Annotated in this window: 19 protein-coding genes; 12 read left to right on the top strand and 7 right to left on the bottom strand. The window is 74.7% G+C overall.

The genetic code is table 11. The features are described 5' to 3' along the window. The 7 genes from DWV08_RS07965 (at window position 1) to DWV08_RS07935 (ending at window position 9335) form a co-directional block, all read left to right on the top strand. Complete coding sequence (locus DWV08_RS07965; protein ID WP_115413302.1) at window positions 1-696, top strand: acyltransferase; 696 nt, start codon at window positions 1-3, stop codon at window positions 694-696. Beyond that, entirely contained in the window at window positions 693-1802 is a 1110-nt protein-coding gene (locus tag DWV08_RS07960; protein WP_115413301.1) for a DegT/DnrJ/EryC1/StrS family aminotransferase, read from the top strand. The genes DWV08_RS07965 and DWV08_RS07960 overlap by 4 nt, the downstream gene beginning before the upstream one ends. A 2-nt stretch (window positions 1803-1804) precedes the next feature. After that, entirely contained in the window at window positions 1805-2815 is a 1011-nt protein-coding gene (locus DWV08_RS07955) for a Gfo/Idh/MocA family protein (RefSeq protein WP_115413300.1), read from the top strand. Beyond that, on the top strand, window positions 2808-4298 hold the full coding sequence (locus DWV08_RS07950; protein ID WP_115413299.1) for a glycosyltransferase: 1491 nt from the start codon (window positions 2808-2810) through the stop codon (window positions 4296-4298). Before DWV08_RS07955 ends, DWV08_RS07950 begins: the two co-directional genes overlap by 8 nt. Window positions 4299-4331: 33 nt before the next feature. Continuing rightward, entirely contained in the window at window positions 4332-6263 is a 1932-nt protein-coding gene (locus tag DWV08_RS07945) for a DUF6541 family protein (RefSeq protein ID WP_115413298.1), read from the top strand. Window positions 6264-6330: 67 nt separating this feature from the next. Next, window positions 6331-8211, top strand: coding sequence for an ABC transporter ATP-binding protein (locus tag DWV08_RS07940; RefSeq protein ID WP_115413297.1), 1881 nt, complete (start codon window positions 6331-6333; stop codon window positions 8209-8211). Continuing rightward, entirely contained in the window at window positions 8208-9335 is a 1128-nt protein-coding gene (locus DWV08_RS07935) for a glycosyltransferase family protein (RefSeq protein ID WP_115413296.1), read from the top strand. The genes DWV08_RS07940 and DWV08_RS07935 overlap by 4 nt, the downstream gene beginning before the upstream one ends. 75 nt (window positions 9336-9410) lie before the next feature. On the opposite strand, the gene DWV08_RS16720 is transcribed toward DWV08_RS07935, so the two are convergent. Continuing rightward, entirely contained in the window at window positions 9411-11690 is a 2280-nt protein-coding gene (locus DWV08_RS16720) for a glycosyltransferase (protein WP_127097508.1), read from the bottom strand. Then, window positions 11690-13051, bottom strand: coding sequence for a glycosyltransferase (locus tag DWV08_RS07925; protein WP_162801530.1), 1362 nt, complete (start codon window positions 13049-13051; stop codon window positions 11690-11692). Before DWV08_RS07925 ends, DWV08_RS16720 begins: the two co-directional genes overlap by 1 nt. A gap of 193 nt (window positions 13052-13244) precedes the next feature. Between DWV08_RS07925 and wecB the strand changes: the two genes are divergently transcribed. Continuing rightward, a complete protein-coding gene (gene wecB / locus DWV08_RS07920) occupies window positions 13245-14309 on the top strand; it encodes a non-hydrolyzing UDP-N-acetylglucosamine 2-epimerase (protein WP_115413294.1) in 1065 nt (354 codons plus the stop codon). Beyond that, window positions 14309-15511 carry a glycosyltransferase gene (locus tag DWV08_RS07915; RefSeq protein WP_115413293.1) on the top strand — a complete coding sequence of 401 codons (1203 nt, stop codon included), beginning with the start codon at window positions 14309-14311 and terminating at the stop codon, window positions 15509-15511. The genes wecB and DWV08_RS07915 overlap by 1 nt, the downstream gene beginning before the upstream one ends. 36 nt (window positions 15512-15547) lie before the next feature. Here DWV08_RS07915 and DWV08_RS07910 read toward each other — a convergent pair whose 3' ends face one another. From DWV08_RS07910 to DWV08_RS07895, 4 genes are read right to left on the bottom strand one after another with little or no spacing between them, the layout of a single operon-like run. Then, entirely contained in the window at window positions 15548-16654 is a 1107-nt protein-coding gene (locus DWV08_RS07910; RefSeq protein ID WP_115413292.1) for an acyltransferase, read from the bottom strand. Continuing rightward, window positions 16644-18623 (bottom strand): DUF6541 family protein, encoded by a 1980-nt coding sequence (locus DWV08_RS07905; RefSeq protein ID WP_115413291.1) that lies wholly within the window; start codon window positions 18621-18623, stop codon window positions 16644-16646. Before DWV08_RS07905 ends, DWV08_RS07910 begins: the two co-directional genes overlap by 11 nt. Continuing rightward, on the bottom strand, window positions 18620-19045 hold the full coding sequence (locus tag DWV08_RS07900; RefSeq protein ID WP_115413290.1) for a DUF2304 domain-containing protein: 426 nt from the start codon (window positions 19043-19045) through the stop codon (window positions 18620-18622). The genes DWV08_RS07905 and DWV08_RS07900 overlap by 4 nt, the downstream gene beginning before the upstream one ends. A gap of 4 nt (window positions 19046-19049) precedes the next feature. Continuing rightward, the gene (locus DWV08_RS07895) at window positions 19050-20375 is read right to left on the bottom strand and encodes a nucleotide sugar dehydrogenase (RefSeq protein WP_115413289.1); all 1326 of its coding nucleotides are present in this window, start codon (window positions 20373-20375) and stop codon (window positions 19050-19052) included. Between the two features lie 166 nt (window positions 20376-20541). On the opposite strand from DWV08_RS07895, the gene DWV08_RS07890 reads away from it, so the two are divergent. Further along, window positions 20542-21270 carry a glycosyltransferase family 2 protein gene (locus DWV08_RS07890; protein WP_115413288.1) on the top strand — a complete coding sequence of 243 codons (729 nt, stop codon included), beginning with the start codon at window positions 20542-20544 and terminating at the stop codon, window positions 21268-21270. A gap of 40 nt (window positions 21271-21310) precedes the next feature. On the opposite strand, the gene DWV08_RS07885 is transcribed toward DWV08_RS07890, so the two are convergent. Then, window positions 21311-22555: an LCP family protein gene (locus DWV08_RS07885; protein ID WP_241237426.1), complete on the bottom strand. Its 1245-nt coding sequence runs from the start codon at window positions 22553-22555 to the stop codon at window positions 21311-21313. Window positions 22556-22839: 284 nt separating this feature from the next. On the opposite strand from DWV08_RS07885, the gene DWV08_RS07880 reads away from it, so the two are divergent. After that, window positions 22840-23847, top strand: coding sequence for a glycosyltransferase (locus DWV08_RS07880; RefSeq protein ID WP_115413287.1), 1008 nt, complete (start codon window positions 22840-22842; stop codon window positions 23845-23847). Continuing rightward, window positions 23844-24722 carry a glycosyltransferase gene (locus DWV08_RS07875; protein ID WP_115413286.1) on the top strand — a complete coding sequence of 293 codons (879 nt, stop codon included), beginning with the start codon at window positions 23844-23846 and terminating at the stop codon, window positions 24720-24722. Before DWV08_RS07880 ends, DWV08_RS07875 begins: the two co-directional genes overlap by 4 nt. Window positions 24723-24724: the final 2 nt, after the last annotated feature.

The following is a 24724-nucleotide window of genomic DNA, read 5'->3' as shown; positions in this document are numbered from 1 at the left end:
ATGAGTGACACCCCCGCCTACCGGGTCGCCCCGGGGGCCGACATCTCCCCGGACGCGACCATCGGCCGCGGCAGTGCGATCTGGCACCTGGCCCAGGTGCGGGAGGGCGCCGCGCTCGGCACCGACTGCATCGTGGGCCGCGGCGCCTACATCGGCTCCGGCGTGACGATGGGCCACGGCTGCAAGGTGCAGAACCACGCCCTGGTCTACGAACCCGCGACCCTCGCCGACGGCGTCTTCGTCGGTCCCGCCGCCGTGTTCACCAATGACCACTTCCCCCGCGCCGTGAACCCGGACCTCACCGCGAAGTCCGCTGCGGACTGGGAGCCGGTGGGTGTGACCTGCGAGGTGGGCTCCTCCATCGGCGCGCGCGCGGTGTGCGTGGCCCCGGTGACGATCGGCGCCTGGGCGATGGTGGCCGCGGGTGCCACCGTGGTCAAGGACGTCCCCCCGCACGCGCTCGTCGCCGGCGTGCCCGCCCGGCGGATCGGCTGGGTGGGCCGCGCCGGGCAGAAGCTGGTCCCCGCCGCGGACGGCACCGACTCGTGGGTGTGCCCCGCCACCGGGGAGTGGTACGTCCCCGACGACTCCACCGGCGGGCTGCTGCTCGCCTCCGCCCCGCAGGCCGACGCCCCGCGCCCGGCCGCCCTCGACCGCACCGAGGACCCCGACGCACAGGACGGACCCGCCGCATGAGCACCGATCTCCCCTTCATCCCGCCGGCCAAGCCGCTGATCGGCTCCGAGGAGCGCGAGGCGGTGGATCGGGTGCTCGCCTCCGGGATGGTGGCGCAGGGCCCCGAGGTCGCCGCCTTCGAGCAGGAGTTCTCCGCCGCCCTGGTGGACGGGCGTGAGGTGGTCGCCGTGAACTCCGGCACCTCCGGCCAGCACCTGGGGATGCTCGCGCTCGGGCTCGGCCCGGGCGACGAGGTGATCGTGCCCTCCTTCACCTTCGCCGCCACCGCGAACACCGTCGCCGTCACCGGCGCGACGCCCGTGTTCGTGGACGTAGACCCCGAGATCTTCACCGTGGACCCGGCGGCGGTCGAGGCCGCGATCACCGAGCGCACCGTGGGCATCCAGCCCGTGCACCTGTACGGGCATCCCGCCCCGATGGACGCCCTGCTCGCGCTCGCCGAGCGCCACGGCCTGTGGGTGTTCGAGGATGCGGCGCAGGCGCACGGCGCCACCTGGCAGGGCGCCCCGGTGGGCACCTTCGGGCAGGGGGCGATGTTCTCGCTCTACCCCACCAAGAACATGACCTCCGGCGAGGGCGGCATGGTCGCCTGCGCGGCCGCGGAGACCGCCCGCACGGTGCGCCTGCTGCGCAACCAGGGCATGGAGACGCAGTACGCCAACGAGATCGTGGGCTACAACAACCGCATGACGGACATCCACGCCGCGATCGGGCGGGTGCAGCTGGCGAAGCTGTCCGGCTGGACCGCCGCCCGGCAGCGCTGCGCCGCCTTCTTCGACGCGCACCTTCGGGGCGTGGTGACGCCGGTGGTGCGCGAGGGCGCCACCCACGTCTACCACCAGTACACGATCCGGCTCGAGGGGGCGAGCGCGGCGGAGCGCGACGCCGCCGCCACCGCCCTGCGCGAGGAGCACCAGGTGGGCTGCGGGGTGTACTACCCCACGCCGGTGCACCGCCTGCGCACCTTCCGCACCGAGGTGGATCTCCCGGTCACCGAGCGGCTCGCGGCGGAGGTGCTCTCGCTGCCCGTCCATCCGAGCCTCACCGACGAGGACCGGGAACGGATCGTGACCGCCGTGAACACCGTGGCGGGGGCAGGAGCGTGAGCATGGGCAGCAGGACCCTGCGGGCCGGACTGATCGGCCTGGGCATGATGGGGCGCCATCACGCCCGCAACCTCCACGGCCTCGAGGGTGTGGACCTGGTGGCCGTCGCGGACGCGCACGGCGACCCGCACGGCGCCGCCGCGGGCCTCGAGGTGTTGCCGGACGTGGACGCGCTGATCCGCGCTGGCATCGACTACGCGGTGGTCGCGGTGCCCACCCAGTTCCACCGCGACGTGGCGCTGGCGCTCGCCGAGGCCGGCGTGCACACCATGGTGGAGAAGCCGCTCGCCTTCGACATCGGCGAGGCCGAGGAGATCACCGCCGCCTACGAGCACGCGGGGCTGGTGGGCGCGGTGGGCTACATCGAGCGCTACAACCCCGCGCTGCAGGAGGCCCGGCGGCGCATCGCCGACGGTCAGCTCGGCGAGATCTACCAGATCGTCACCCGCCGCCAGGGCGGCTTCCCGGCCCGGATCGCCGATGTGGGCGTGGTCAAGGACCTCGCCACCCACGATCTCGACCTCACCGCCTGGGTGGCGCAGTCCCGCTACGCCAGCGTGGGCGCGACCTCCACCCGCCGCTCCGGCCGCGAGGACGAGGACATGGTCTCGGTGGCCGGACGTCTCGAGGACGGCACCATCACCAACCACCTCGTGAACTGGCTGACCCCGTTCAAGGAGCGCGTCACCGTGGTGACGGGGGAGAAGGGCGCCCTGGTCGCCGACACCCTCAACGCGGATCTCACCTTCTACGCCAATGCGGAGGCGGCCACGAATCTGTGGGAGTCGATGGCCTCCTTCCGCGGCGTGAGCGAGGGGGACTCGATCCGCTACGCCCTGCACCGTCAGGAGCCGCTCGCCACCGAGCACCAGGCCTTCCGCGACGCGGTGCTGGGCGATCCCTCGAACATCGTCACCATGCGCGAGGGTCTGCACACCGTGCGCACCGTCGAGGCCGTGCTCGAGAGCGCCCGCGACGGCAGGGTGGTGCGGATCGGCGACGGGAATGCCTGAGGCGGCCGCCGCCCTGCAGCGCGCGATCGCCTCCGGAGCGCGGATCGCGCAGCATCTCCCCGGCCCCGTCGGCGGCCTCGGCGTGTACTTCCGCGCCCAGCGCGAGATCGCGGAGGACCCGCAGGGCGCCCCCTGGCGGGAGGACGCCGACAGGCTGCTGGGACTGGCCGATGCCGCGCTGGCGCGCGGACGGGTGGACCCGGCGTTGCGCTGGTTCGACAAGGCGCTGCGAGTGAGCTTCCACGGCTCGCTGCACCAGTCGGGCAGCTCCCCGCTGGCCGCGGACCCCGAGGCCTTCCTGCGCCCGGTGCGGCTCTCCCGCACCGGCCGTGTGATGCTCCCGGACGAGCGGGGGATCGCCCGCCGCCCGCACCGCCCCGCCCCGCGGGAGCGCGGCGACGGCCCCGCGCGCCTGCTGGTGGTGGCCCAGGAGAACTGGACCTTCATCCGCCCGCTGCTGGACGCACTCGCCGAGCGGACCGACGTCGAGATCCGCACCCTGGACGTGGACGACCTCGCCGCGCCCGGCTTCGCCGACCGCGACCGGATCCTGCGCGCCCGGTACGACGCGCTGCAGGGCGGTGACCTGCTGGCCACCCCGCCCGAGCTCGCCGACGGCTTCGAGTGGGCGGACGTCGTGCTGGTGGAGTGGGCCCACCACGTGCTCACCTGGATCACCCTGCTGGACCGTGCGCCGCGCCGCCTGGCCGTGCGCCTGCACCGCTTCGAGGCGTTCACGCCGTTCCCGCTGTTCACCGACGCCTCTCGGATCGACCGGCTGCTGTACGTCTCCCCGCCGGTGCGAGCGCTGCTGTGCCGCCTGGAGCCCTCCTTCGAGGAGGTCCCCGCCGAGCAGGTGGGCAACCTGCTCGCGCGGGGCCTCGGGGCGGAGCCGTCCCCGCGGCGCGACCCGCACCTGCTGGTGCAGGTGGGGTGGCTGCGCGAGATCAAGGACGTGCTGTTCAGCCTCGACGTGCTGGCCCGGCTGCGGGAGCAGGATGCCCGGTACCGCCTGCGGCTGATCGGCCCCGGCCTGCCCGCCGACCCGGGCGACGACACCCCCTACCAGCAGCGGGTCCGCGCCCGGCTGCGCACCGTCCCCGACGGGGCGGTGGAGATCCTGGGGCGCCGCGAGGACGTGCCGGCGCTGGTGGCCGAGGCCGGGATCGTGCTGTCCAGCTCCCGGCACGAGGGCACCCACGAGTCCGTGATGGAGGGCATGGCCGCGGGCTGCGCCGCGGTGGTGCGCGACTGGCCGGAGACGGCCGCCTACGGCGGCGCCGGCTCGATCTACGACAGCCGCTGGGTGGTGGCGGACCGAGACGCCGCGGTGGCGCGGATCCGCGAGCTCGCCGAGCCCGCCGCGCTCGCCGAGGCCTCCCGCGCGGCCCGGCAGTTCGCCGTCGTCCAGCGGGACCCGGAGAGTGTGCTCGCCCGGTACGCCCGCAGCCTCGAGCTGGGGGAGCTGCACGATGCACGGTGACGCGCCGCACGCGCTGGACGGGGCCCGGCGCCGGTGACCTTCCTCCTGCCCGTCCTGCTGGCCGGGGCGCTGCTGTGGATCCCCGGGCTGGTGCTGCTCCTCGCGGCCGGGGTGCGCTCCCGCCTGTGGTGGGGCGCCGCCCCGGCGCTGACCGTCACCGCCGGGGCCGCGCTCGCGACGGTGCTGCACCTGCTGGGGGTGCGCTGGTCGGCGCTCTCCACCGCCCTCGCCCTCGCGCTCCTCGCCCTCGCACTGTGGGGCGCGCGGCGGCTCCTCGTCCGGCGGCGCGGCGCCGTGGCCGGTGCCGCGCCGGAGGGGCCCGGCCCGTCCCGCCGCCTGGCCGGGCTCTCGGCGCTCACCGTGGGCGGCAACGTGCTGCTGGGACTGGGCGTGGTCGCTTCGGCGTCCCGCCGCATGGGCGGCCTCGACACCCTCAACGGCAGCTACGACGCCTTCTACCACCTCTCCGCCGTGGCGTTCCTGCGCGAGGGCGGGGACGCCTTCGCCTGGGCGGCGCTGCAGGGGATCTACGGCGAGCCCACCTATTACCCGGTGGCCTTCGACGCGCTCGCCGCGCTGCTCCCGTGGGACCCGGTGGTCTCCACCAACGCGCTGATGCTCGCCTGTCTCGCCTCCCTGCCCGGCGCGGTCGCCGCGATGGTCGCCGCGCTGGTGCCCGACCCGGTGCGGGCCCGGCTGCTGGCGCTGTGCGCCGCCGGCGCGGCCACGCTGTTCCTCAGCACCGCCGCGATGGGCCTGGTGATGGGCCTGTGGCCGATCGTGCTCGGCACCGTGTGCCTGCCGCCCGCGGTGGCGGCGGTGCTGCGGGTGCGCTCGCGCCGGGAGGGCGGGCGCCGGGGCGACGTGCTCGCGGCAGTGCTCCTGATGGGGGCTGCGGGCCTGGCCCACCCCTCGGTGCTGTTCTCCGCCGCGGTGGTGGCGGGCTGCGTGCTGATCGGCCACGGGATCGTGGCCCTGCAGCGCGGGCGCCGTCGGCACGCCGCGAAGCTGCTGGGCGTCGCCGCGGCGGGCGCGGCGGTGTACCTGCTGGGCTCCGCGCTGACGCTGGGGGACATGGACCTCACGCGGCGCAGCGGGCTCGGCGCGGGGGAGCTGCTGTGGCAGATCCTCGCCGACTCGCCCCGGATCCCGGCCGTGGGCGCGCCGTTCTGGCCGCTCGCGGTGGTGTGGCCGCTCGCCGTGCTCGGCGCCGTGACGGCGGTGCGGCGGCGGGAGGCCCCGATGGTCTCCGCCGCCGTGGCCCTGGTGGCCTCCCTGGTGCTGGGACTCGTCACCGACCTCTACGGACCGCTCGCGACCGCGCTGGTGAACCCCTGGTACGGCGCCCGGGAGCGGATCGCCCCGCTGATGATGTGCCTGCTCGTGGTGCTGATGGCCCGCGGGCTCGCCGCCCTCCTGGACGGGCACCCGCGCCTGCCGCGCCTCGCCGCCCCGGCGGCCGTCGCCCTGCTCGGGGTCACCGTGGTGGCCGGGCTCGCCGTGCCCGGCCGCCTGCCGCTGCTCGGCTCCCTCGCCTACACCGCCTACGGCGTGCAGCTCGCCCCGTACGTCACCCCGCAGGAGCGGGCGTTCATCGAGCGCACCGCGCAGGAGCTGCCCGCGGACGCCGTGGTGCTCGCCGATCCGCGCGACGGCGCGACCCTGTACTGGTCGCTCGGCGGCGTCGGGACCGTCTATCCCACGATGGCGAGCCCGATCACCGTGGACCAGCGCCTGATCGGGCGCTATGTCACCGACCTCGACGATCGTCGTCTGGTGTGCGGGGCGCTCGCGCGGGAGCGGCCCACCCACCTGTATCGCGACACCTCGCAGCACGCGGGCTGGCGGCTGGACGCCGAGGCCTCCGCCCCGTGGGAGGGGGTCCGGGGTGTCCCGGACCACCAGCTCACGCTCGTGGACCGCGACGGGCCGTACGCTCTGTACGAGTTCACACCGCCCTGCTGAGGGCGGGCACCCCGCCGCTCACCACCCCGACCAGTCGCCCGCACGGGCCCGGAACAGGAGACCACCGGTGAATCAGACCCTCAGGATCGTGGGGCGCACGCTCTCCGTGCTGCCCCGGAGCTCCCGACGGTTCCTGGTGACCTTCGGCGCGGTGATGAGCGTCCTCGCGCTCCTGGACGTGGTGGCGCTGGGCGCGATTGCGGTGGTGGTGCCGGGCCTGACCAACCCCGGCCAGGCGGTGACGATCCCGCTGCTGGGATGGGAGCTGCGCACCTTCGAGGAGATGATGTGGCTGGTGGGGGTGTTCGTGGTCCTCATCATCGTCAAGAGCGCCCTGAACCTGCTCACCATCCGCATCGCCACGCAGCGCTTCGCCCAGCACGAGGTGACGATCGGGCAGACCCTCTTCCGCTCCTACATGTCGGCCTCGTGGGTGGACCGCACCTCGAAGTCCACCCAGGAGATCATCCGCATGGTCGACTCGGGCGTCGCCGCGGTGGTGGCGAACGTGCTGATGCCCTCGATGACGGTGGTCGCCGAGTTCGCCACCATCACCGTGATCGGGATCGGCCTGGTGATCATGGACTGGAAGACGGCGGTGGCGACCTTCGCCTATCTGGGCCTGATCGCGCTGCTGCTCTCCCGGGTGGTGAGCCCGCTGGCGGTCTCCAACGGCGCCGTGAACCGTGACAACTCCATCGCCGTGGTGAGGCTGCTCGGCGAGGTGCTCGCGGCGCTGAAGGAGATCACGCTCAAGGGGAACGAGCAGCAGGTGGGGGACATCGTGGCCGCGCGGCGCAGCGCCGCGGCCCGCACCCGCGCCTTCGCCCAGTACTACAACCAGATGCCCCGCTTCGTGCTCGACGCCGGCCTGGTGGGCGGTTTCGTGGTGGTGGGCGGCGCCGGGTATCTCGGCGGCCTCCCGGACGACGGCCCCGCCGCGGCGATGACCTCCGTGGCGCTGTTCGCCGTGGCCGGGTTCCGCCTGGTGCCCTCGCTCACCCGGTTCCAGGCCACCCAGAACCGCATCCTCACCAACGCCGCCTTCGCGGACTACATCATCGACGACATCGAGTTCGCCCGTGCCGCCGTGGAGCGCACCGAGGCGCCGGACGCGGGCACGCTCGACGACGGCCTGCACGACATCGTGCTCGAGGACGTCTCCTTCACCTACCCCGGCCGCGAGGAGCCGGCGGTGGCCGGCGTGTCCCTGCGCATCCCCGCCGGCTCCTCCGTGGCCGTGGTGGGCAGCTCCGGCGCCGGCAAGTCCACCCTGGTGGACCTGCTGCTGGGCCTGCTCACCCCCAGCTCCGGCCGCATCCTGCTCGATGACGTGGACATGACCACGGTGCTGCGGCAGTGGCGGGCCTCGGTGGGGTACGTGCCGCAGGAGGTCTCGCTGTTCGACGTCTCCGTGGGGGAGAACGTGGCACTGACCTGGGATCCCACCGATGTGGACGAGGAACGGGTGCGTGCCGCGCTGGAGCGGGCGCAGATGCTCGAGGTGATCGAGGCGCGTCCGGACGGGCTGCAGGGCCGGCTGGGGGAGAGGGGCATGACCCTCTCCGGCGGCCAGCGTCAGCGCATGGGCATCGCCCGCGGCCTGTACGCCGCACCGTCCGTGCTGGTGATGGACGAGGCCACCAGCGCCCTGGACACCAAGACGGAGGCGGCGGTCACCGAGTCGCTGCGGGGCCTCGGTGCGGAGGTCACCACGATCACCATCGCGCACCGACTGGCCACCATCCAGCACTCGGACATCGTGTTCTACATGAGCGAGGGCACCGTCGCGGCGGCCGGCACGTTCGACGAGGTGGTGGCCGCGGTGCCGGCCTTCGCCGAGCAGGCCGCTCTCGCGGGCCTCACCGGCGGGGGCGTGCTGCGCGGCCCGGACGCCGACGACGAGCCGGCCGATCGCACCGCCGCCGAGGGCGAGGAGCGCCGATGACCTCCCTGATGATCCTGTCCTTCTCCGAGCTGGTGCGCGACCCGCGGGTGCAGCGCCAGATCGACCTGTTCGCGCCGCGGTACGAGGTGACCACCGTGGGCTTCGGGCCCTCCCCGCACCCGGCGGTGCGGCACCTGGAGCTGCCCGCGGGAACGCGCGCCTGGCCCAGCAGCAAGCCGCACCTGCTCACCGGCCGCTACCGAGGCGCCTACTGGGCGATGAGCGCGGTGCAGGCGGCGCACGCCCTGCTGGCCGAGCACGTGGGCCGCACGGACGTGGTGCTCGCCAACGACGTCAACACCCTCCCGCTCGCACTGTGGCTGGCCCCGCGCCGGGGCGTGCACGCCGATCTGCACGAGTACGCGCCGCGGGAGAAGGAGCACGTGCGCACCTGGCGCTGGTTCATCGCCCCGTACCAGCGGTGGATCTGCCGCACCTGCCTGCCGCAGGTGGCCTCCGCCACCACCGTCTCCCCGGGACTCGCGGCCGAGTACGAGCGGGAGTTCGGCGTCCCGATGCGGATCGTCACCAACGCCGCTGCCTTCGAGGAGCGCGCCCCGCGCCCCACCGGCACTCCGCTCCGCCTGCTGCACAGCGGGGTGGCCCGGGCGAACCGTCGGCTGGAGTCGATGATCGACGCGCTCGCCGACGGGCCCGACGGGATCACCCTCGACCTCATGCTCGTTCCCAGCGAGCCCGGCTGCATCGAGCGCCTGCAGGAGCGGGCCGCCTCCGTCCCGGCGGTGAGGTTCCGTGATCCGGTGCCCTACGCGCAGCTGGTGGGGACCGTCGCCGAGTACGACATGTCGCTGGTGGTGTTCCCGGCGACCACCTTCAACCTCGAGCACAGCCTGCCCAACAAGCTGTTCGAGGCGGTCCAGGCGCGCACCGGCGTGATCGTGGGCCCCTCGCCGGACATGGCGGCGCTGGTGCGGGAGCACGGCATCGGTGTGGTGGCCGACGGGGCCGACGCCGCCTCGCTCCGCACGGCGCTCGCGCAGCTGGACGCCGCCCGGGTGGACGCCTTCAAGCAGGCCGCGCACGAGGCCGCGCCCGCCCTCTCCGCCGAGCGGCAGATCATCGCCTGGGACGAGGCGATCACGGCGCTCGCCGACCGCGGCTGAGCCGCGCCCGGCGGGGTCGGGAGCGCCCGGTGGGCACAGGAACGCCCGGCGGAGACGGGAACGCAGGGCGCGGTCTCAGCGCCGCGACGCCCGCGGCAGGTGCCGCACCGCCAGCGAGGCGGCCATGAAGCGCAGCGGCGCCTCGCGGTGCAGCGTCCAGGCCAGGTCGCGGGGGAGCAGCGTGCCCGGCCGGCCGTGCCGCCGCCGCTGCTGCGCCGCCGCGATCAGTCGAGGCGCCGGGACGGACGGATCCAGGCAGGCGTCGAGCAGCCGGCGGTCGGCCCGCGAGAGCGGGTGCTGGGCGCCGGGAGCGGCCTCGAGCACCTGCGCCGTGAGACGGGCCAGGTCCTCGCGCTCCGCCGCGGTCCAGATCTCCTCGTCCCCGCGGTAGAACACGGCTCCGAACACGTGGATCCGCAGGATCTTGGTGCCGATCGCGGCGCGGGCCCGCCGCGGCAGGGCCGTGAACCACTCGGCCTCCAGCAGCGGCGGCACGAAGCCGAGCTGCTCCGTCATGGGCCGCACCACGTAGGTGACGCGGTCGCCGGCGTCCTCCCCGATCACGTAGGCGGGGCCGCAGCGGTCGTAGGCGGTGGGCACGCTCGCCATCATCTGCGTCACCATGGCGACGTCGCCGCCCACGGTCGCACCCTCCACCAGCGCCAGGCCCGTGCGCCGCAGCATCTCGCGGCGCATCAGCCCCAGCGGCGCGGAGCGATAGCTCAGACGATCGGCCACCAGGTCCACCAGGCCCGCGCGGTGCATCCGCACCGCCGGGGTCGGCACGCCGTGCCCGGGACCGCCGAGCGCCAGCCGGGTGAGCACGAACTCGGCGCCGGTGCGGGCCTGGACTGCGAGCCAGGAGGCGACGGCCCCGGGCTCGAGGGTGTCGTCCGAGCCGATGATCGCCACGAACTCGGCCTCGCTCGAGGCGATCCCGGCGTTGAAGGGCCCGGAGGCGCTGCGGTGCTCGTCGCGATGCTCCAGGAAGCGCACCCGGGGCACGTCCTGCGGGCGCAGCGCCGCGGCGATCTCCTCGGCGGAGCGGTTGTGGCAGATCACCGCGACGGAGGCGTCCTCGCCGTTGCCGTCGAGGACCGAGGCGACGGCACGGCCCACCGGGCGCTCCGGGGTGTGGCAGGCGATGATCACCTCGACCCGCCTCCCGCCGGACGGCGTCGCGGGCGCCGCGGGGAGGGACGCTGCCGCATCGCGCACGGCGGCGGACGACGACCCGGCGGCCGGGGCGCGGCGCGCCGTCACCCCGGCCAGCAGCTCGCGGTACTGCGCCGCATAGGCCCGGCCCACGGTCGCGGTGGAGAACGCGTCCCCGATCGTCCCCGCGATGACCTCGGCGGAGAGGTCGCGGGTGCGCGCGTCCACGGCGAGCACCGCCTCGGCGTAGGCCGCCGCGTCCTGCACGGGCACCAGCGCGCCCACCTCGGGGCGGACGTACTCGCCCTGCCCGCCGGTGGCGCCCAGCACCACCGGGCGCCCGGCCACGATCGCCTCCGCGGCGGAGACGAAGAAGTTGTCCGCCCGGGTGGGGCCGAAGAACAGATCGGCCCGCCCCAGCGCCTCGCGCACCTCGGCGGGCGACCGGGTGCCCGGCAGCGCCAGGCGGCCTTTCACACCGAGCTCGCGGGCGCGGGCCTCGGTCGCCGCGCGCAGCGGGCCCTCGCCCAGCCACTCCAGGTGGGCGTCGGCCCCGTCCTCCACCAGGCGGGCCAGCACCTCCACGGCCAGCAGCGGATCCTTGCGCTCGATGAGGCCGCCGGTGGAGACCAGCTGCAGGCGGCCGTCGGCGCGATCCCGCCGCGCGACCAGGGGCCCGGGCTCGACGATGCACGGCACCACGGCGGTCTCCCGTCCGCCCCGCACTGCCCGGATCGGGCGGGCCAGGAACTCGCACACCGCGGTGACCCGGTCCGGGAGGGCCAGCATCCGCGAGAGGGCGGGCAGCGCCGTGCGCGCGGCGAGGGGCAGCGTGGAGGGCGTGGTCAGCGCGGACCAGTGCTCGGTGTGCAGCCACGGCACGTCCGGGCGGCGCAGCGCCAGCGGCAGCAGCGAGGAGAACGCCATCGAGTGCACCAGGTCCGCGCCCCGCATGGCCCGCGCGAGGGCACGGGAGGCCCGCAGCACCTGGTCGGGGCGTCGGGGGTCCATCGGGATCCGCAGCACCTCGAGCCCCTCGTGCACCAGGCGCCGGGTGCCGTCGTCGTCGGCCGGAGGCACCAGGTGCACCAGGCGCACCTCGGCGTGCGCCGCGATCGCCTGCAGGTCCCGCACCACGAAGGCGCCGCGCGAGGGTGCCGCCTGCGTGGGGAACCAGGTGGTGACGGCGGTGACGCGCATCAGGAGCCCTCCTCGACCCGCTCCAGCACCCGCGCGTACAGCGCGAGCATCCGGGAGGCCTCCAGCTCCCAGGTGAGGGTGGGGCCGGCCTGCAGTGCCCGCTCCCGGTACGGCTCCGGGTCCTCGAGGATCGCGGTGAGCGCCGCGGCGAGGTCCTCGGCGCTGGTGCCGCGGAACACCTCGCCCACGCCGAGCTCCTCGACGACCTCCCGCATGTCCGGCAGATCCGCGGCCGCGATGGGGAGCCCGGCCCGGATCGACTCGAAGAGCTTGTTGGGCAGGGCGTAGCGGTAGGACAGGCACACCGGGCGCACGTGCACCACGGCGACGTCGCCGTCGGCCAGCGCCCGGGAGACCTCGTCGGGCGCGACGGCGCCCACCAGGTGCACCCGGTCCTCCATGCCCCACCGCGCGGCCTCGCCCCGCACCGCGGCGAGGGCGTCCGGCTCGCCGTAGCCCAGCAGCACGAAGTGCACGCTCTCGGGCAGGTGGGGCAGTGCGGCGATGGTCTCCTCGATGCCGCGGGAGGTGGTGATCCGGCCGCCGTAGGCGATCACCTTGTCCTCCGGGGCGAGCCCAGCCCGCTCCCGCAGCACGCCGGTGGAGGGGTCCGGGGCCTCGCCCTCGGCCGGCACGTTGCGCACCAGCGAGGGTCGCTCGGGCAGGGCGTAGGTCTCCTCCAGCCAGCGCGCGATCGAGGGCGAGACGGTGATCACGCCGTCCGCCACCCGGATGCCCACGCTCTCCGCGAGGCGCTCCACCAGCGGGGCGAGCAGGCGGTCCGGGCGGATGTTGCGGTGGCGCCACAGCTCGTGCGAGTCGTAGACGATCCCCACCCGGCGCCGGGACAGGGCGCGCACGGCGAGCGCCGGCACCAGGGTGTTGCCGTCGTTGGCGTGGATGACGTCCGGGGAGAAGCGCAGCGCCGACCGCGTGGCGTTGACCCAGTAGGTGCCCAGCGCGATGGTGCGGTACGCGCGCTCGCCCACGCCCCGCAGCCGGCGCAGCATCGCGAGCTTCAGCCCGGCGGCGCGCCGGCCCACGGGGGCGGCGTCGGGCGCGGCGGGCGCCCCGCCCGGGGCCACCTCGCCCTGCCGGATCAGGTTGCGCCACAGCGGGGCGAGGGCGGGGGAGATCCTGTCGATCGCGAACTCCGGCACCCGTTCGAGGTCGAGCCGCTCCTGCAGCGCGGTGCGCCCGGCGACGTGACCCTTCTCGCGCCGCTCCACCGCCACGATGCGGGTCACGTACCCCGCGTCGTGCAGTGTCGCGGACTCCTTGAGCACGCGCGAGTCGTTGGCGCAGTCGTTGTACACGAGGACCACCACGCGCGGGTCCTGCGCGCCCGGATGAGAGGTCATGCATGTTCCGTTCCCGGCCGGCCGTCTCGGTGCTGTGCGCCGTCGCGGCCGTCCGTGTCGCCTGGGGCTGATCGGGGTCGGCCGACAGCTAAGGTGGGCCCCGATCACTGTACCCGCGAGCCCCGGGTCATCCCGTGCGCCGCGTCGGTCCGTGCGGCCGGCGAGGCGTTCGCGCGAAGGAGGAGTCCGCGCCGTGAAGATCCTGTCCGTGGTGGGCGCGCGCCCACAGTTCGTCAAGCTCGCCGCAATCGCGGACGCCGCCGCGCAGCGGGACGACGTGGAGCACATCATCGTCCACACCGGCCAGCACTACGACGCCGCCATGAGCGACGTGTTCTTCGCGGACCTGCGGATCCCCGCCCCGGACGTCAACCTCGCCGTCGGCTCCGGCAGCCACGGCCGCCAGACCGGCGCGATGCTCGCCGGCATGGACGAGGTGCTCGAGGAGCACCGGCCCGACTGGACGCTGGTGTACGGCGACACCAACTCCACCCTCGCCGGCACCCTGGCCGCCGTGAAGATGCACCTGAAGGTGGCGCACCTCGAGGCCGGGCTGCGCTCCTTCAACCGCCGTATGCCCGAGGAGCACAACCGGGTGCTCACCGATCACGCCGCGGACCTGCTCCTGGCCCCCACCGAGGTGGCCCGCGAGCACCTCGCCGCGGAGGGACTCGCCGCACGCACGGTGGTCACCGGCGACGTGATGACCGACGTGTGCCTGCGCGTCGCCTCCGCCGTCGAGGGGGAGCCGCTGCGACTGCCCGAGGGCATCGACCCCGCGGGCGACTACGCGGTCGCCACCATCCACCGCGCGGACAACACCGACGACCCGGCCCGCCTGCGCGCCGTCGTCGAGGCGCTGCAGGCGCTGGAGACGCCGCTGGCCCTGTTCGCCCACCCCCGCCTGGTGGCCAAGGCAGAGGCCGCCGGGATCGCGCTCGCCGGCGGGGCCGTTCACGTGGGCGCGCCCGTCGCCTACCCCGATCTCGTGAACGCCGTCCAGCACGCCGCCGCCGTGGTCACCGATTCCGGCGGCCTGCAGAAGGAGGCCTACCTCCTGGGGACGCCCTGCTCCACCGTCCGCACCGAGACCGAATGGGTCGAGACCCTAGAGGACGACTGGAACCGCCTGGTCGTCGACCCCGCCGAGCTCCCCGCCGCCGTGTCCCGCCCCCGCCCCACCACCGCGCGGCCCCCGCACTACGGCGACGGCACCGCCGCCCTGCGCAGCATCGACGCGCTGCGGGAGCGCGCCTGATGGCCGGGCGGTCCAGGACCCCGCGCCGCCGCGGGGCGCAGCGCCCGCCGCACGTGGTGATCGCGACCCGGCTGTACGCGCCGGAACCCGTCGCCGCGGCCTTCCGCCTGGAGGCCCTGGTGCTCGCCCTCGAACGCGCCGGCGCCGAGGTCACCGTGCTCACCTCCACCGTGCCGGGCGCCGGCGCGGCCCGGTCGCGGAGCCGCCGGGTGTCCCGCTGGCCCGTCCGGCGCGATGCCCAGGGACAGGTGCGCGGATACCTCTCCTACCTGAGCTTCGACGTCCCGCTCGCGCTGCGCCTGCTGCTCCAGCGCCGGATGGACGCCCTGGTGATCGAGCCGCCGCCGACCACCGGCCTGGTCGGGATGGTCGCCGCGGCGCTGCGCCGCGTCCCCTACACCTTCTACGCCGCGGACGTCTGGTCCGATGCGACCGACAGCGTGGAGGGCGTGCCCACGGCGGTGCGCTCGCTGGTGCGGTGGGCGGAGACCACGGTGTGGAGGCGCGCGGCGCGGGTGCTCACCATCTCGCCCGGCGTCCAGCACCGCCTCGAGGAGCTGATCGGCGCACGGGACTCGCTGGTGATGGTGGGCAACGGCATCGACACGGAGACCTTCACCGAGCGCGGGCCGGACGGCGACGAGGAGGGGCCCTACTTCGTGTACGCGGGCACCGTCTCCGAGTGGCAGGGCGCCGAGGTGTTCCTCGACGCCTTCGCGACAGTGCGTCGGGACCACCCCACGGCGCGGCTGCTGTTCTTCTCCGAGGGCAGCGGCCGCGACGCGCTCGAGGCGCGGGCACGCGCAGAGGGCCTCGAGGGGATCGAGTTCCGTGCCAAGATCCCGGCCGCCCAGGTCGCCGCGCAGCTGCGCGGGGCCGTGGCCGGGCTCTCCTCCATCACCCCGGGGCAGGGCTACGAGTTCGCTCTGCCCACCAAGATCTACGCCGCCACCGCCACCGGCACCCCGGTGATCCACGCCGGGGAGGGCGCGGCCCACGACCGCATCCGCGACCACGGCCTGGGATGGGCCTGCGACCACGACGCCGCCCAGGTGGCGGCCGCGATGGATCGTGCGCTGCGCGGGGACGGACGGCCCGCTGCCGCGGCTGTTCGGCAGTGGACCGTGGAGAACGCCTCGCTCGCGGGCTGCGCCGCCCGGGGAGCCGAGGCGATCCTGCAGACGCTGCCCGGCCGGCGGTGACAACGGATGGGGCGGGGCACTGCCGGCCCCGCGCCGTCACAGGATCTCGCGCACGAGCGGGACGCGCCGCCCCGCCACCACCAGGGCGAAGGACACCGCCGTCACCACCGCGGTGAGCAGCAGCAGATCAAGCGCCGTCGCCTGCGGGAATCCGAGGGCGCGCAGGGCCAGCAGCACCGCGAAGTGCAGCAGGAAGACCCCGAAGGAGGCGTTGCCGAGCTCGCGCAGCCACGACTGCGCCCGCCGTCCCACCTGCCACGACCGTCCGCAGGCCAGCAGCAGCGTCATCCATGCCACGGACATCGCCATCACCGTGGGCGAGGAGTAGGTGGGCAGCAGCACCGTCCCCGGGGGCTCCTGGGTCCAGTCCGCCCGGTAGGCGAGCACCGTCGCCGCCGTCATCACCGTGCCGAGCGCCGCCAGCGCGGCCAGGATCGGCCGTCCGGTGGGGGCGGCCGTCCAGGCCGCACGGCCCAGCAGGTAGTAGCCCACATAGGGCAGGAAGAAGGTCAGCGCGCCCAGCCGCAGCGGCGTGATCGGCTCCTCGAAGAGGCCCGCGGTGAGCGGCCCCAGGCCGATCGCCGCCGCCGCCCACACGGCCGCGACCGCCCCCGCGCCCCAGGCGCGGCGCGGGGCCTCGGCGAGATAGCCCACCAGCGGGGGAGTGATCACGGTGAGACCGATGATCAGCGGAAGGAAGTACAGGTGCGGGAAGGTGGAGGCCTCCAGCAGGCCGCGCACCGTCTCCTCGCCGAGCAGCGGCTCCACGCCCAGATCCACGGACAGCAGCACGTACAGCGCGGTCCACACCACCGTCGCGGGGAGCAGGCGTCGCAGGCGGCGTCCCAGGAAGCTGCCGGTGCCGTCCCGCATCGCCGCCGGGTCCAGGTTGAGCACGCCCGAGATCATCACGAAGGCGGGCACGGCGACCGCCAGCAGCGCTCGCAGCAGCAGCACGGCGAGGGGCGAGTCGGGGCCCACGTGATCGGCGATCACATGGACCGTGACCACCCCGATGATCGCGACGATCCGGATCACGTCCAGCAGCGGGACGTAGCGACGCGCGGCGGGCGCCGACGACGGGTCCCCGGTCGCGGGGGCCCCGTCCGCGGCGGGAGAAGCGGGGGCGTGCTCAGGAGGCATCGCAGTCCACCTCGATCATGCGGGAGTGCCCGGTGGCGAACAGCACCGGGCCCAGGTCCTCCGAGGCGAGGTTCACCGAGTCGGAGGTCTTGTGGCGCTGGTACGGCTGGGTCTCCTGGTACACGTAGCGGATGCCGTGCTCCTGCAGCAGCGCGCAGGAGGCCGGGTTCGTGGCGGCGTCCTCCGTGGCGTACAGCAGGTCGCGGTCGAGGTCGGAGTAGGACATCCCCAGCACGGGCAGGCGCACCGACAGCCCGTACAGCGCGTACAGGTGGGCGGCGCCCGAGTACGGGCTGGCCAGGATCACGCCGTCCGGATCCATCTGCGGCGCGTGCTGTGCGAACAGCGCGCGCTCGTCGGCCTGTAGGAACCGGCCCCTGCCCGGATAGTCCGCCGCGAGGTTCTTCGCGGCGTTGTCCAGGCGGGTCGGCACCGAGCTGCCGGCGGCGAGCACCGCGAGCGCCACGGCCACGACCACCGCCGCCCGCGGCAGGCCGGCCCGGCCCGGGCCGGAGCCGCCCGCGGCGGAGTCGCCGCGCGCGGACAGGCGCGCCCGCAGCGCCTCGCCGAGCAGCTGCAGGCCGGGGACCACCAGCACGGCGCACAGCATCGCCAGCGTCATCGCGATGCGGTCCTGGCCGCGGTAGTAGAGGGCCGAGAGATCGGCCGGCGCGTCGATCGCCGCATCGAAGTACAGCACCGCGATCACCAGCCAGGCCAGCACCAGCCAGCGCGGACCGCGGCGCCCGGCGCAGCGCACCAGCCCCGCCCACCACAGCGGCGCCAGCAGCACGCCCAGCGCCATCGGCCACACCGTGAGCAGACCCAGCACGATCTCCCCGAGCCCCGTGAGCGCGCTCACCCGCAGCCCGCCCTCGAAGGCCGTGACGTGCCCGCCCAGGCTCGAGTACGTCATCACCAGGTAGGGCAGCAGCATCGCGAGCGGCACCGCGGCCAGCCACGGGCGCCGCCGCCACCGACCGGCCGTGGTGCCGGCGGTGAGCGCGGCGAGCAGCAGCAGCGTGGTCACGGCGGTGTTGGGGTGGAGCAGGGTGAGGCCGATCCCGGCGAGCGCGAGCACGCCCATCACCGCGAGGAGCGTGCGGCCCGCGGCGCCCTCCTCCGTGTCGCCGTCCTCCGCGCCGCCGTCCAGGCGCGCCAGGAGGGCGCCCCACAGCGCCGCCGCGGCGGCGAGCATCCCCGGGATCGCCGCGGCGCCGGCCACGTTCGGGATCGCCGAGAGGTGGATCCATTCGTCCCAGGGCGCGGCGGGGACGAGGGCGGCCGCGAGGGCGGCCGCGCCCGGCGCCCAGGGGATCCGCGGGAACACCGCGCGGGCGAGAAGCGCGATGCCCAGCAGCCAGGGCACCACCGACAGCGCGAGCATCGCCCCGTTGAGCTGCACCGGGATGCCCACCGCGGGCACCAGGGAGGCGAGGGCGTGGAATCCGGCCGGATAGGCGGAGGGATCCCCGGAGCTCTGCGAGACGGCGCCCACCGCCAGGCTCGACGCGTTGCCCGTCTCCCGGATCCGGGCCAGCGCCGAGAGGTGGTAGAGGGTGTCCCACCGCTCCAGCACCGCGTCGGCGCGGCCGGCCTGCCAGGCGATCGGGCCCAGCGCCACCAGCACCGCGCCGGTCATCCACAGTCCCAGGCCCGGGACGGCGCGGCTCGGGGCGAGGGGCCCGTCGAGCACGGTCGCGGGCAGGCGCACCCCCAGTCGGCGCAGCCCCGCGGCCACCGCGATGAGCAGCAGCGCGGCGCCGAGGAACGGCAGCAGCGACCAGCGCACCCCGAGCGCGGGGGCGAGCAGCGCCGTTCCTCCCGCGATCGCCGCACCGATCGCGGGGGCGAGGGCGAGGGACAGCAGGCGGGACCCGCCGAGCACTCGCACCGCAAGGGCGCCGGGGAGGTAGGCCGCCGCCAGGACCAGCGCGAGGGTCGCGAGCAGGGCGAGCAGCGCGCTCACCCGTCGTCGCGCGGGCCGAGCGCCCGCCCGCGGAACGCCGCGGGCTGCTCCGCCTCGTCGAGCGCCAGCCGACGGGCCAGGTAGGTGGTGCGCTTCTCCGCCGCCTTGGTCCGGGCCTCCTGCAGGGCGAGGAACCCGAGCAGCACGAGCACCGTCGCGTACAGCAGCAGATCGGCGCCGCGGCCCACGCCCACGAGGTTCGCCACCCGGCTGAGCATGCTCGGGAACAGCACCGTCAGCACGGCGAACACCGCGAACGCGATCACCAGCAGGCGGCGCACCGCGAGCTGCTTCGCGCCGCGGGTGACGAACAGCCAGCCCACGATCGCGACGATGCCCGCCACCAGCAGCAGCTGGATGATCACGGTGCGGTTGCCCACAAGCGTGGGCCCGAGCCCGAGGAGCAGGTCGTGCTCACCCATCGGGTCAGGCTCCCTCGTCCTGCCGGTGGGTGGAGGCGGAGCCGTCGCCGAGCACGAGCCGGGGGGTGCCGGTCCAGTTCTCGGCCGTGGTGATGTTGCGGCCGTCCACGAGGAGCGTCACGCCGGGGACGTCCGCGGCGGTGAGATCGGCGTACTCGGGGTGGTTGGTCTGGACGATCACGAGGTCCGCGGCCTCGCCCACGTGGTACGGGGTCCAACCGAAGCCGGCCAGCTCCTCGTCGTCGTAGAAGGTGTCGTGCACGGCCACCTGGGCACCGTGGGCGCGCAGCGCCTCCACGACGGGGAACACGCCGGAGAACGCGGTCTCCTTCACCCCGGCGCGGTAGGAGGCGCCCAGCACCACGGCCCGCACGCCCTGCAGCGAGCCGAGCAGGGACGCGGCCCGCTCCACCAGCTTCCCCGGCACCGAGGCGTTCAGGGTGCGGGCGGTGCGCACCGTCGTCGCGTCCGGATCGGTGGAGAGGTACAGGCGCGGGTAGACCGGGATGCAGTGCCCGCCCACGGCGATCCCGGGCTGGTGGATGTGGGAGTAGGGCTGGGAGTTGGAGGCCTCGATCACCTTGTACACGTCGATGTCGTGATCCTGCGCGAACAGCGCGAACTCGTTGGCGAGGGCGATGTTCACGTCCCGGTAGGTGGTCTCGGCGAGCTTCGCCAGCTCCGAGGCCTCCGGGGAGCCGAGGTCCCACACCCCGTTGGGACGGGGGAGGTCGTCGCGGTCGTCGAAGGTCAGCGCGGACTCGTAGAACGCGCGCGCCCGGGCCGTGCCCTCCTCGGTCAGCGCCCCGATCAGCTTGGGGTACTTGCGCAGGTCCTCGAACACCCGCCCGGTGAGCACCCGCTCGGGGGAGAACACCGCGAAGAAGTCCTCCGACTCCGTGAGCCCGGAGATCTCCTCGATCATCGGCACGAAGCGGGTGCGCAGGGTGCCCACCGGCAGAGTGGTCTCGTAGGAGACCAGCGTGCCGGGGGTGAGGTGCTCGGCCAGGGAACGGGTCGCGGCGTCCATCCACGCGAAGTCCGGCTCCCAGGTGGCGTCGTCCACGAACAGCGGCACCACGATCACCACGGCGTCCGCGCCCGGGATCGCCTCGGCGTAGTCGGTGGTGGCGCGCAGGCGCCCGGCCGGCACCAGCGCGGAGAGCTTCTCCTGCAGGTGGGCCTCGCCGGGGAACGGCTCGGTCGCGGCGTTGATCAGCTCGACCTGGCGGGCGTTCACGTCCACCCCGATCACCTCGTGGCCGGCGTCGGCGAACTGCACCGCGAGCGGCAGCCCGATCTTCCCCAGGGCGACGACAGCGGTCTTCACAGTGATCCTCCTCGTGGTGCACCTCGCAGATGCCGCGTGCGCGGCGAGGACCGCCCGGGGGCGGTCCACCGTGACAGGGTATCCTCATCGGCCGTCGCCGATCCTGCATCCCGCGCCGCCCCGTCCGGCGGGTCCCCACCCTCCCAGCCGCCCCGAAGGAGAGTCCGTGAACCCGACCGATCCCGCGTCGCCGGCGTCGCCCACGCCCGCGGATCCCGCCTCCCCGGGCGCCGACGCGACCTGGTTCGTGGTGCCGCTGTTCAACGAGGGCGCCGTGGTGGGGGACGTGATCCGCGCCCTGCGCACCCGGTACCCGCTGGTGGTGTGCGTGGACGACGGCAGCCAGGACGACTCCGCCCGGATCGCCGAGGAGGCCGGCGCGGTGGTGGTGCGCCACCCCTTCAACATGGGCCAGGGAGCCGCCCTGAAGACGGGCATCGACTACGCGCTGCGGGACCCGCAGATGCGCCAGGTGGTGACCTTCGACTCCGACGGCCAGCACCAGGTGGACGACGCCGCGGCGATGATCGCGCTGCGCGAGGAGAAGGGGGTCGACCTCGTGCTCGGCTCCCGCTTCCTCGACGCCCGCACTCGGCCCGGACTGCTGAAGCGGATGGTGCTGCGCGGCGCCGTCTGGTACACGAACCTCACCACCGGGCTGAAGCTCACCGACGCCCACAACGGGCTGCGCGTGCTGGGCCGCGAGGCCTGCGAGAAGATCGCCATCGAGCAGAACCGGATGGCGCACGCCTCCGAGATCGTCGAGGAGATCGGCCGCCACCGGCTCACCATCGCCGAGCACCCGGTGCACATCCTCTACACCGACTACTCCCGCTCCAAGGGCCAGTCCGTGCTGAACTCGGTGAACATCGTCATCGACATGCTCTTCCGCTGAGGGCACCGTCCGGCCCGGGCCGGACGTCGACCCGGGAGCACTACTCCTGCGCCGGCACCTCGGCGGAACCGTCCTCGATCGCGGCGAAGAACGCGGCGACGTCCTCCTCGTCCGTGAGGATCGCGACGCCGGAGTGGTTCGTCCGGTACTCCGGATCCTCGATAGGGATCGACAGCGTGCTGCCGGAGCCCATCGCGCTGCGCGCGGTCAGCGCCATCCGGCCCACGTCCACGATCCCGGTGCCCTCGGAGGTGATCAGCGCGTCGGAGCCCGCCCCGGCCATCCTCACCTGCGCCGCGGGGTTCAACAGGACCGCGGGGGAGGTGGCGCGATCCATCAGCGCGCCGACGAACTGCTGCTGGCGGGCCTGCCGGCCGATGTCGGCGGTGGGGTCGAAGTAGCGGGCGCGCACGAAGGCGAGCGCCTGCTCCCCGCCCACGTCGTGGCAGCCCTCGGCCATCACCAGGCCCGAGCGCTCGTCGTCCACGTCCTGGTCGATGCACAGGTTGACGTGCCCCACCGAGTCCACCACCTCGGAGACCCCGTCGAAGCCGACCTCCACGTAGTGGTCCACGGTGAGTCCGGTGAACTGCTCCACGGTCTCCACCAGGAGCGGGGCCCCGCCGAAGGAGTAGGCGGCGTTGAGCTTGTAGCCGCCGTAGCCGGGGATGTCCACGAGGGTGTCGCGGGGGAGGGAGATCAGGTAGCTGTTCCCGTTGCGGGCCTTGTGCAGCAGCATCATCGTGTCGGCGCGCGCACCGTCGGTGCCGTCGTCGCCCACGGCCTCGCCGTCGCGGCGGTCGGAGCCCGCGATGAGATAGGTGGTGCCCGGGGTGCCCTCCGCGTCGGAGAGCGCCTCGACGTGCTCGATGCGGCTGTCCGACCACAGCGCCAGGCCCGTGCCCCAGCCCAGCACGAGCACCAGCACGAGCACCAGCAGCGTCGCGCCCAGGCGCAGCGGCCGCGGCACCCGGTGGCGGCGCCGCGCACGACGGGGCGGGTGCTCCTCGCGCCGCGGCACGCCTTCGCCCGGGGCGGGCGGTGCGGCAGGGGAGCGGTAGGGGTCCGGATCGCCGTGAGCGGCGTGGTGCTCCTGCGCGCCGCGGAACCCGGTGGTGGGCGGGGGGACGCGCGGCAGCGGGCGGGTGGGGACCGGACCGCGCCCCTCCGCGGCGCCGTCGGCGGGCGGGGGGATGCGGCGCGCGCTGCCTCCGGCGCGGGCCCGATGGCCGCCCGGGCGACGGGGGCCTCCGGGGCGCGGGGAGCGGGGCGTCTGGTCGCTCACGGCTGTCTCCTTCCCGGCGCGGTGCGGGGTCGAGGGTGCCCGGACGTGTGCTGCTCCGGGCCGCTGCGGCACCGGGGCCGAGCACCCGCCGCGCAGTGGGCGCTCGCCAGGGTAGCGGCACCGCGGGCGCGGCGCGCGGCCCCCGGACGGTCGTCGCGATGCCCTGCGGGGAACCTCCCGAGAACCTTCACACCCCGGCCATGCCCGCCCCGGGCCGCGTTCAGGGCCGCTCCGTAGACTGAGCCTGCGCCGCCCGGCGGCGCCGACCAGCATCAGGAGGCGCAGTGACCCATCCCGCACCGACCGGCGATCGGACCCCGGAGACCGGCACGGCCCACCCGGACGCCCACGAGGCACGGGTGGTGGCCGTGGTGGTGACCTACAACCGCGAGACACTGCTGCAGGAATGCCTCGACGGCCTCGCCGCCCAGGAGCGCCCGGCCGACGCCGTGGTGATCATCGACAACGCCTCGACGGACGCCAGCGGCGCCGTCGCCGAGTCCCATCCGCTCGCGGCGGACGTGGTCCACCTCCGCCGCAACGTGGGCGGGGCCGGGGGCTTCGCCGCCGGCATCGCGCGCGCCCTCGTGCGCCACGAGGCGGACTGGGTATGGGTGATGGACGACGACACCGTGCCCCGCCCGGGCGCCCTGAGCGCCCTCCTGGACACCCTGGCGGCGTCCCCGGCACGCCTGAGCGTGCTCAGCTCGCGCGCGGTGTGGACGGACGGACGCGATCACCCCATGAACACCCAGCGCACCAGGTTCGGGGTGAGCGCCCGGGAGCGGCGCGACGCCGCCGAGGCGGGCGGGCGGCCCATCCGCACCGCCAGCTACGTCTCCGCACTGCTGAACGGCCAGGACGTGCGCCGCCTGGGCTTGCCGTACGCCGACTACTTCATCTGGTCCGACGACTTCGAGCACACCGGCCGTCTGCTGCGCCGCGGGCGTGGCCTCCAGGTGCCCGCCTCCGTGGTCGAGCACCGCACCGCGGCCTTCGGCAACGCGCAGTCCGGTCCCGGCGGGCGCTTCTACTACGACGTGCGCAACCGGCTCTGGGCGCTGCTGCGCACCACGTCGTTCAGCCCGCTGGAGCGGGTGCTCCACGGCGGCAGCACCGCGGTGGGCTGGCTGCGGCTGCTGCTGCGCCACCGCGGCGGCCTGCTGGGCGTGGGGCTGCGGGGCCTGCTCGCCGCGCTGCGCCGCGGGCCCCGACCCTCCGACGTCGTGCTCGCGGCCGACGGCGAGGCCGCGGCGGACGTGCGCACGATCGAACGGGCGGCCGGCCGGTGACCTCCGCCGACCCCGCACCCGCGGCCGCCCCGCCGCCGTTCACCGTGCTCATGCCGCTGTGGCGGCAGGATCGTCCCGATCGCCTCGAGCAGGCACTGCTCTCGGCCACGCGGGAGCAGGAGCTCGCCCCGGACCTGCTGATCCTCACCGTGGACGGGCCGCTGCCGGTGGCGCTGGAACGGGTGGTGGCCCGGGTGGAGAGCGGCGAGTTCGGGCCGGCGCGAGTGCTGCGCCACGACGCCCACCGGGGGGTCGCCGCCGCGCTCCAGGACGGGCTGGAGTCCAGCCCCCACGACCTGGTGGCGCGTGCCGACGCCGACGACCTCTGCCGTCCCGAGCGCTTCGCGCTGCAGATCCCGCGGATGGACGCCGAGGGCCTCGACCTGCTGGGCTCTTCGATGCGCGAGTTCAGCGACGAGGTGGCGCCGGGCACAGGCCCGCTGCGCACCCGGCCCCTCACGCACCTGGAGATCGCGCGCTACCTGCCCCGCCACAGCCCCTTCCACCACCCGACGGTGGTGCTGCGGCGCTCCACCGCGCTCGCCGTGGGCGGGTACCGCGATCTGCCGCTGCTGGAGGACTACTGGCTGTGGGAGCGGATGCTGCTGGGCGGGGCACGGATGGGGAACCTCCCGCAGGTGCTGGTCGACTACCGCGTGGACCGGGACCTGTTCGCCCGCCGCGGCGGCTGGCGCCTGTTCACCAGCGACGTGCGCTTCCAGCGCCGGATGCTGCTGGACCGGGTGACCACGCCGCGCGGCTTCCTGCGCAACCTCGCCGTGCGCGCCGCCTACCGCTTCGCCCCGGGATGGGCCCGCCGCCTGGGCTATCGCCGTTTCGTGGAGCGCGGCGACCGGACCCCGTGCGCCGCATGAGC

Source organism: Brachybacterium saurashtrense (assembly GCF_003355475.1).
GTDB lineage: Bacteria > Actinomycetota > Actinomycetes > Actinomycetales > Dermabacteraceae > Brachybacterium > Brachybacterium saurashtrense.
This window is presented reverse-complemented; position numbering and strand designations above follow the sequence as displayed.

Excerpts from the sequence above, each read along its gene's own strand:
- DWV08_RS07965 (WP_115413302.1), top strand. The coding sequence starts at position 1 with ATGAGTGACACCCCCGCCTACCGGGTCGCCCCGGGGGCCGACATCTCC.
- DWV08_RS07960 (WP_115413301.1), top strand. The coding sequence starts at position 693 with ATGAGCACCGATCTCCCCTTCATCCCGCCGGCCAAGCCGCTGATCGGC.
- DWV08_RS07955 (WP_115413300.1), top strand. The coding sequence starts at position 1,805 with ATGGGCAGCAGGACCCTGCGGGCCGGACTGATCGGCCTGGGCATGATG.
- DWV08_RS07950 (WP_115413299.1), top strand. The coding sequence starts at position 2,808 with ATGCCTGAGGCGGCCGCCGCCCTGCAGCGCGCGATCGCCTCCGGAGCG.
- DWV08_RS07935 (WP_115413296.1), top strand. The coding sequence starts at position 8,208 with ATGACCTCCCTGATGATCCTGTCCTTCTCCGAGCTGGTGCGCGACCCG.
- DWV08_RS16720 (WP_127097508.1), bottom strand. The coding sequence starts at position 11,690 with ATGCGCGTCACCGCCGTCACCACCTGGTTCCCCACGCAGGCGGCACCC.
- DWV08_RS07925 (WP_162801530.1), bottom strand. The coding sequence starts at position 13,051 with ATGACCTCTCATCCGGGCGCGCAGGACCCGCGCGTGGTGGTCCTCGTG.
- DWV08_RS07915 (WP_115413293.1), top strand. The coding sequence starts at position 14,309 with ATGGCCGGGCGGTCCAGGACCCCGCGCCGCCGCGGGGCGCAGCGCCCG.
- DWV08_RS07910 (WP_115413292.1), bottom strand. The coding sequence starts at position 16,654 with ATGCCTCCTGAGCACGCCCCCGCTTCTCCCGCCGCGGACGGGGCCCCC.
- DWV08_RS07900 (WP_115413290.1), bottom strand. The coding sequence starts at position 19,045 with ATGGGTGAGCACGACCTGCTCCTCGGGCTCGGGCCCACGCTTGTGGGC.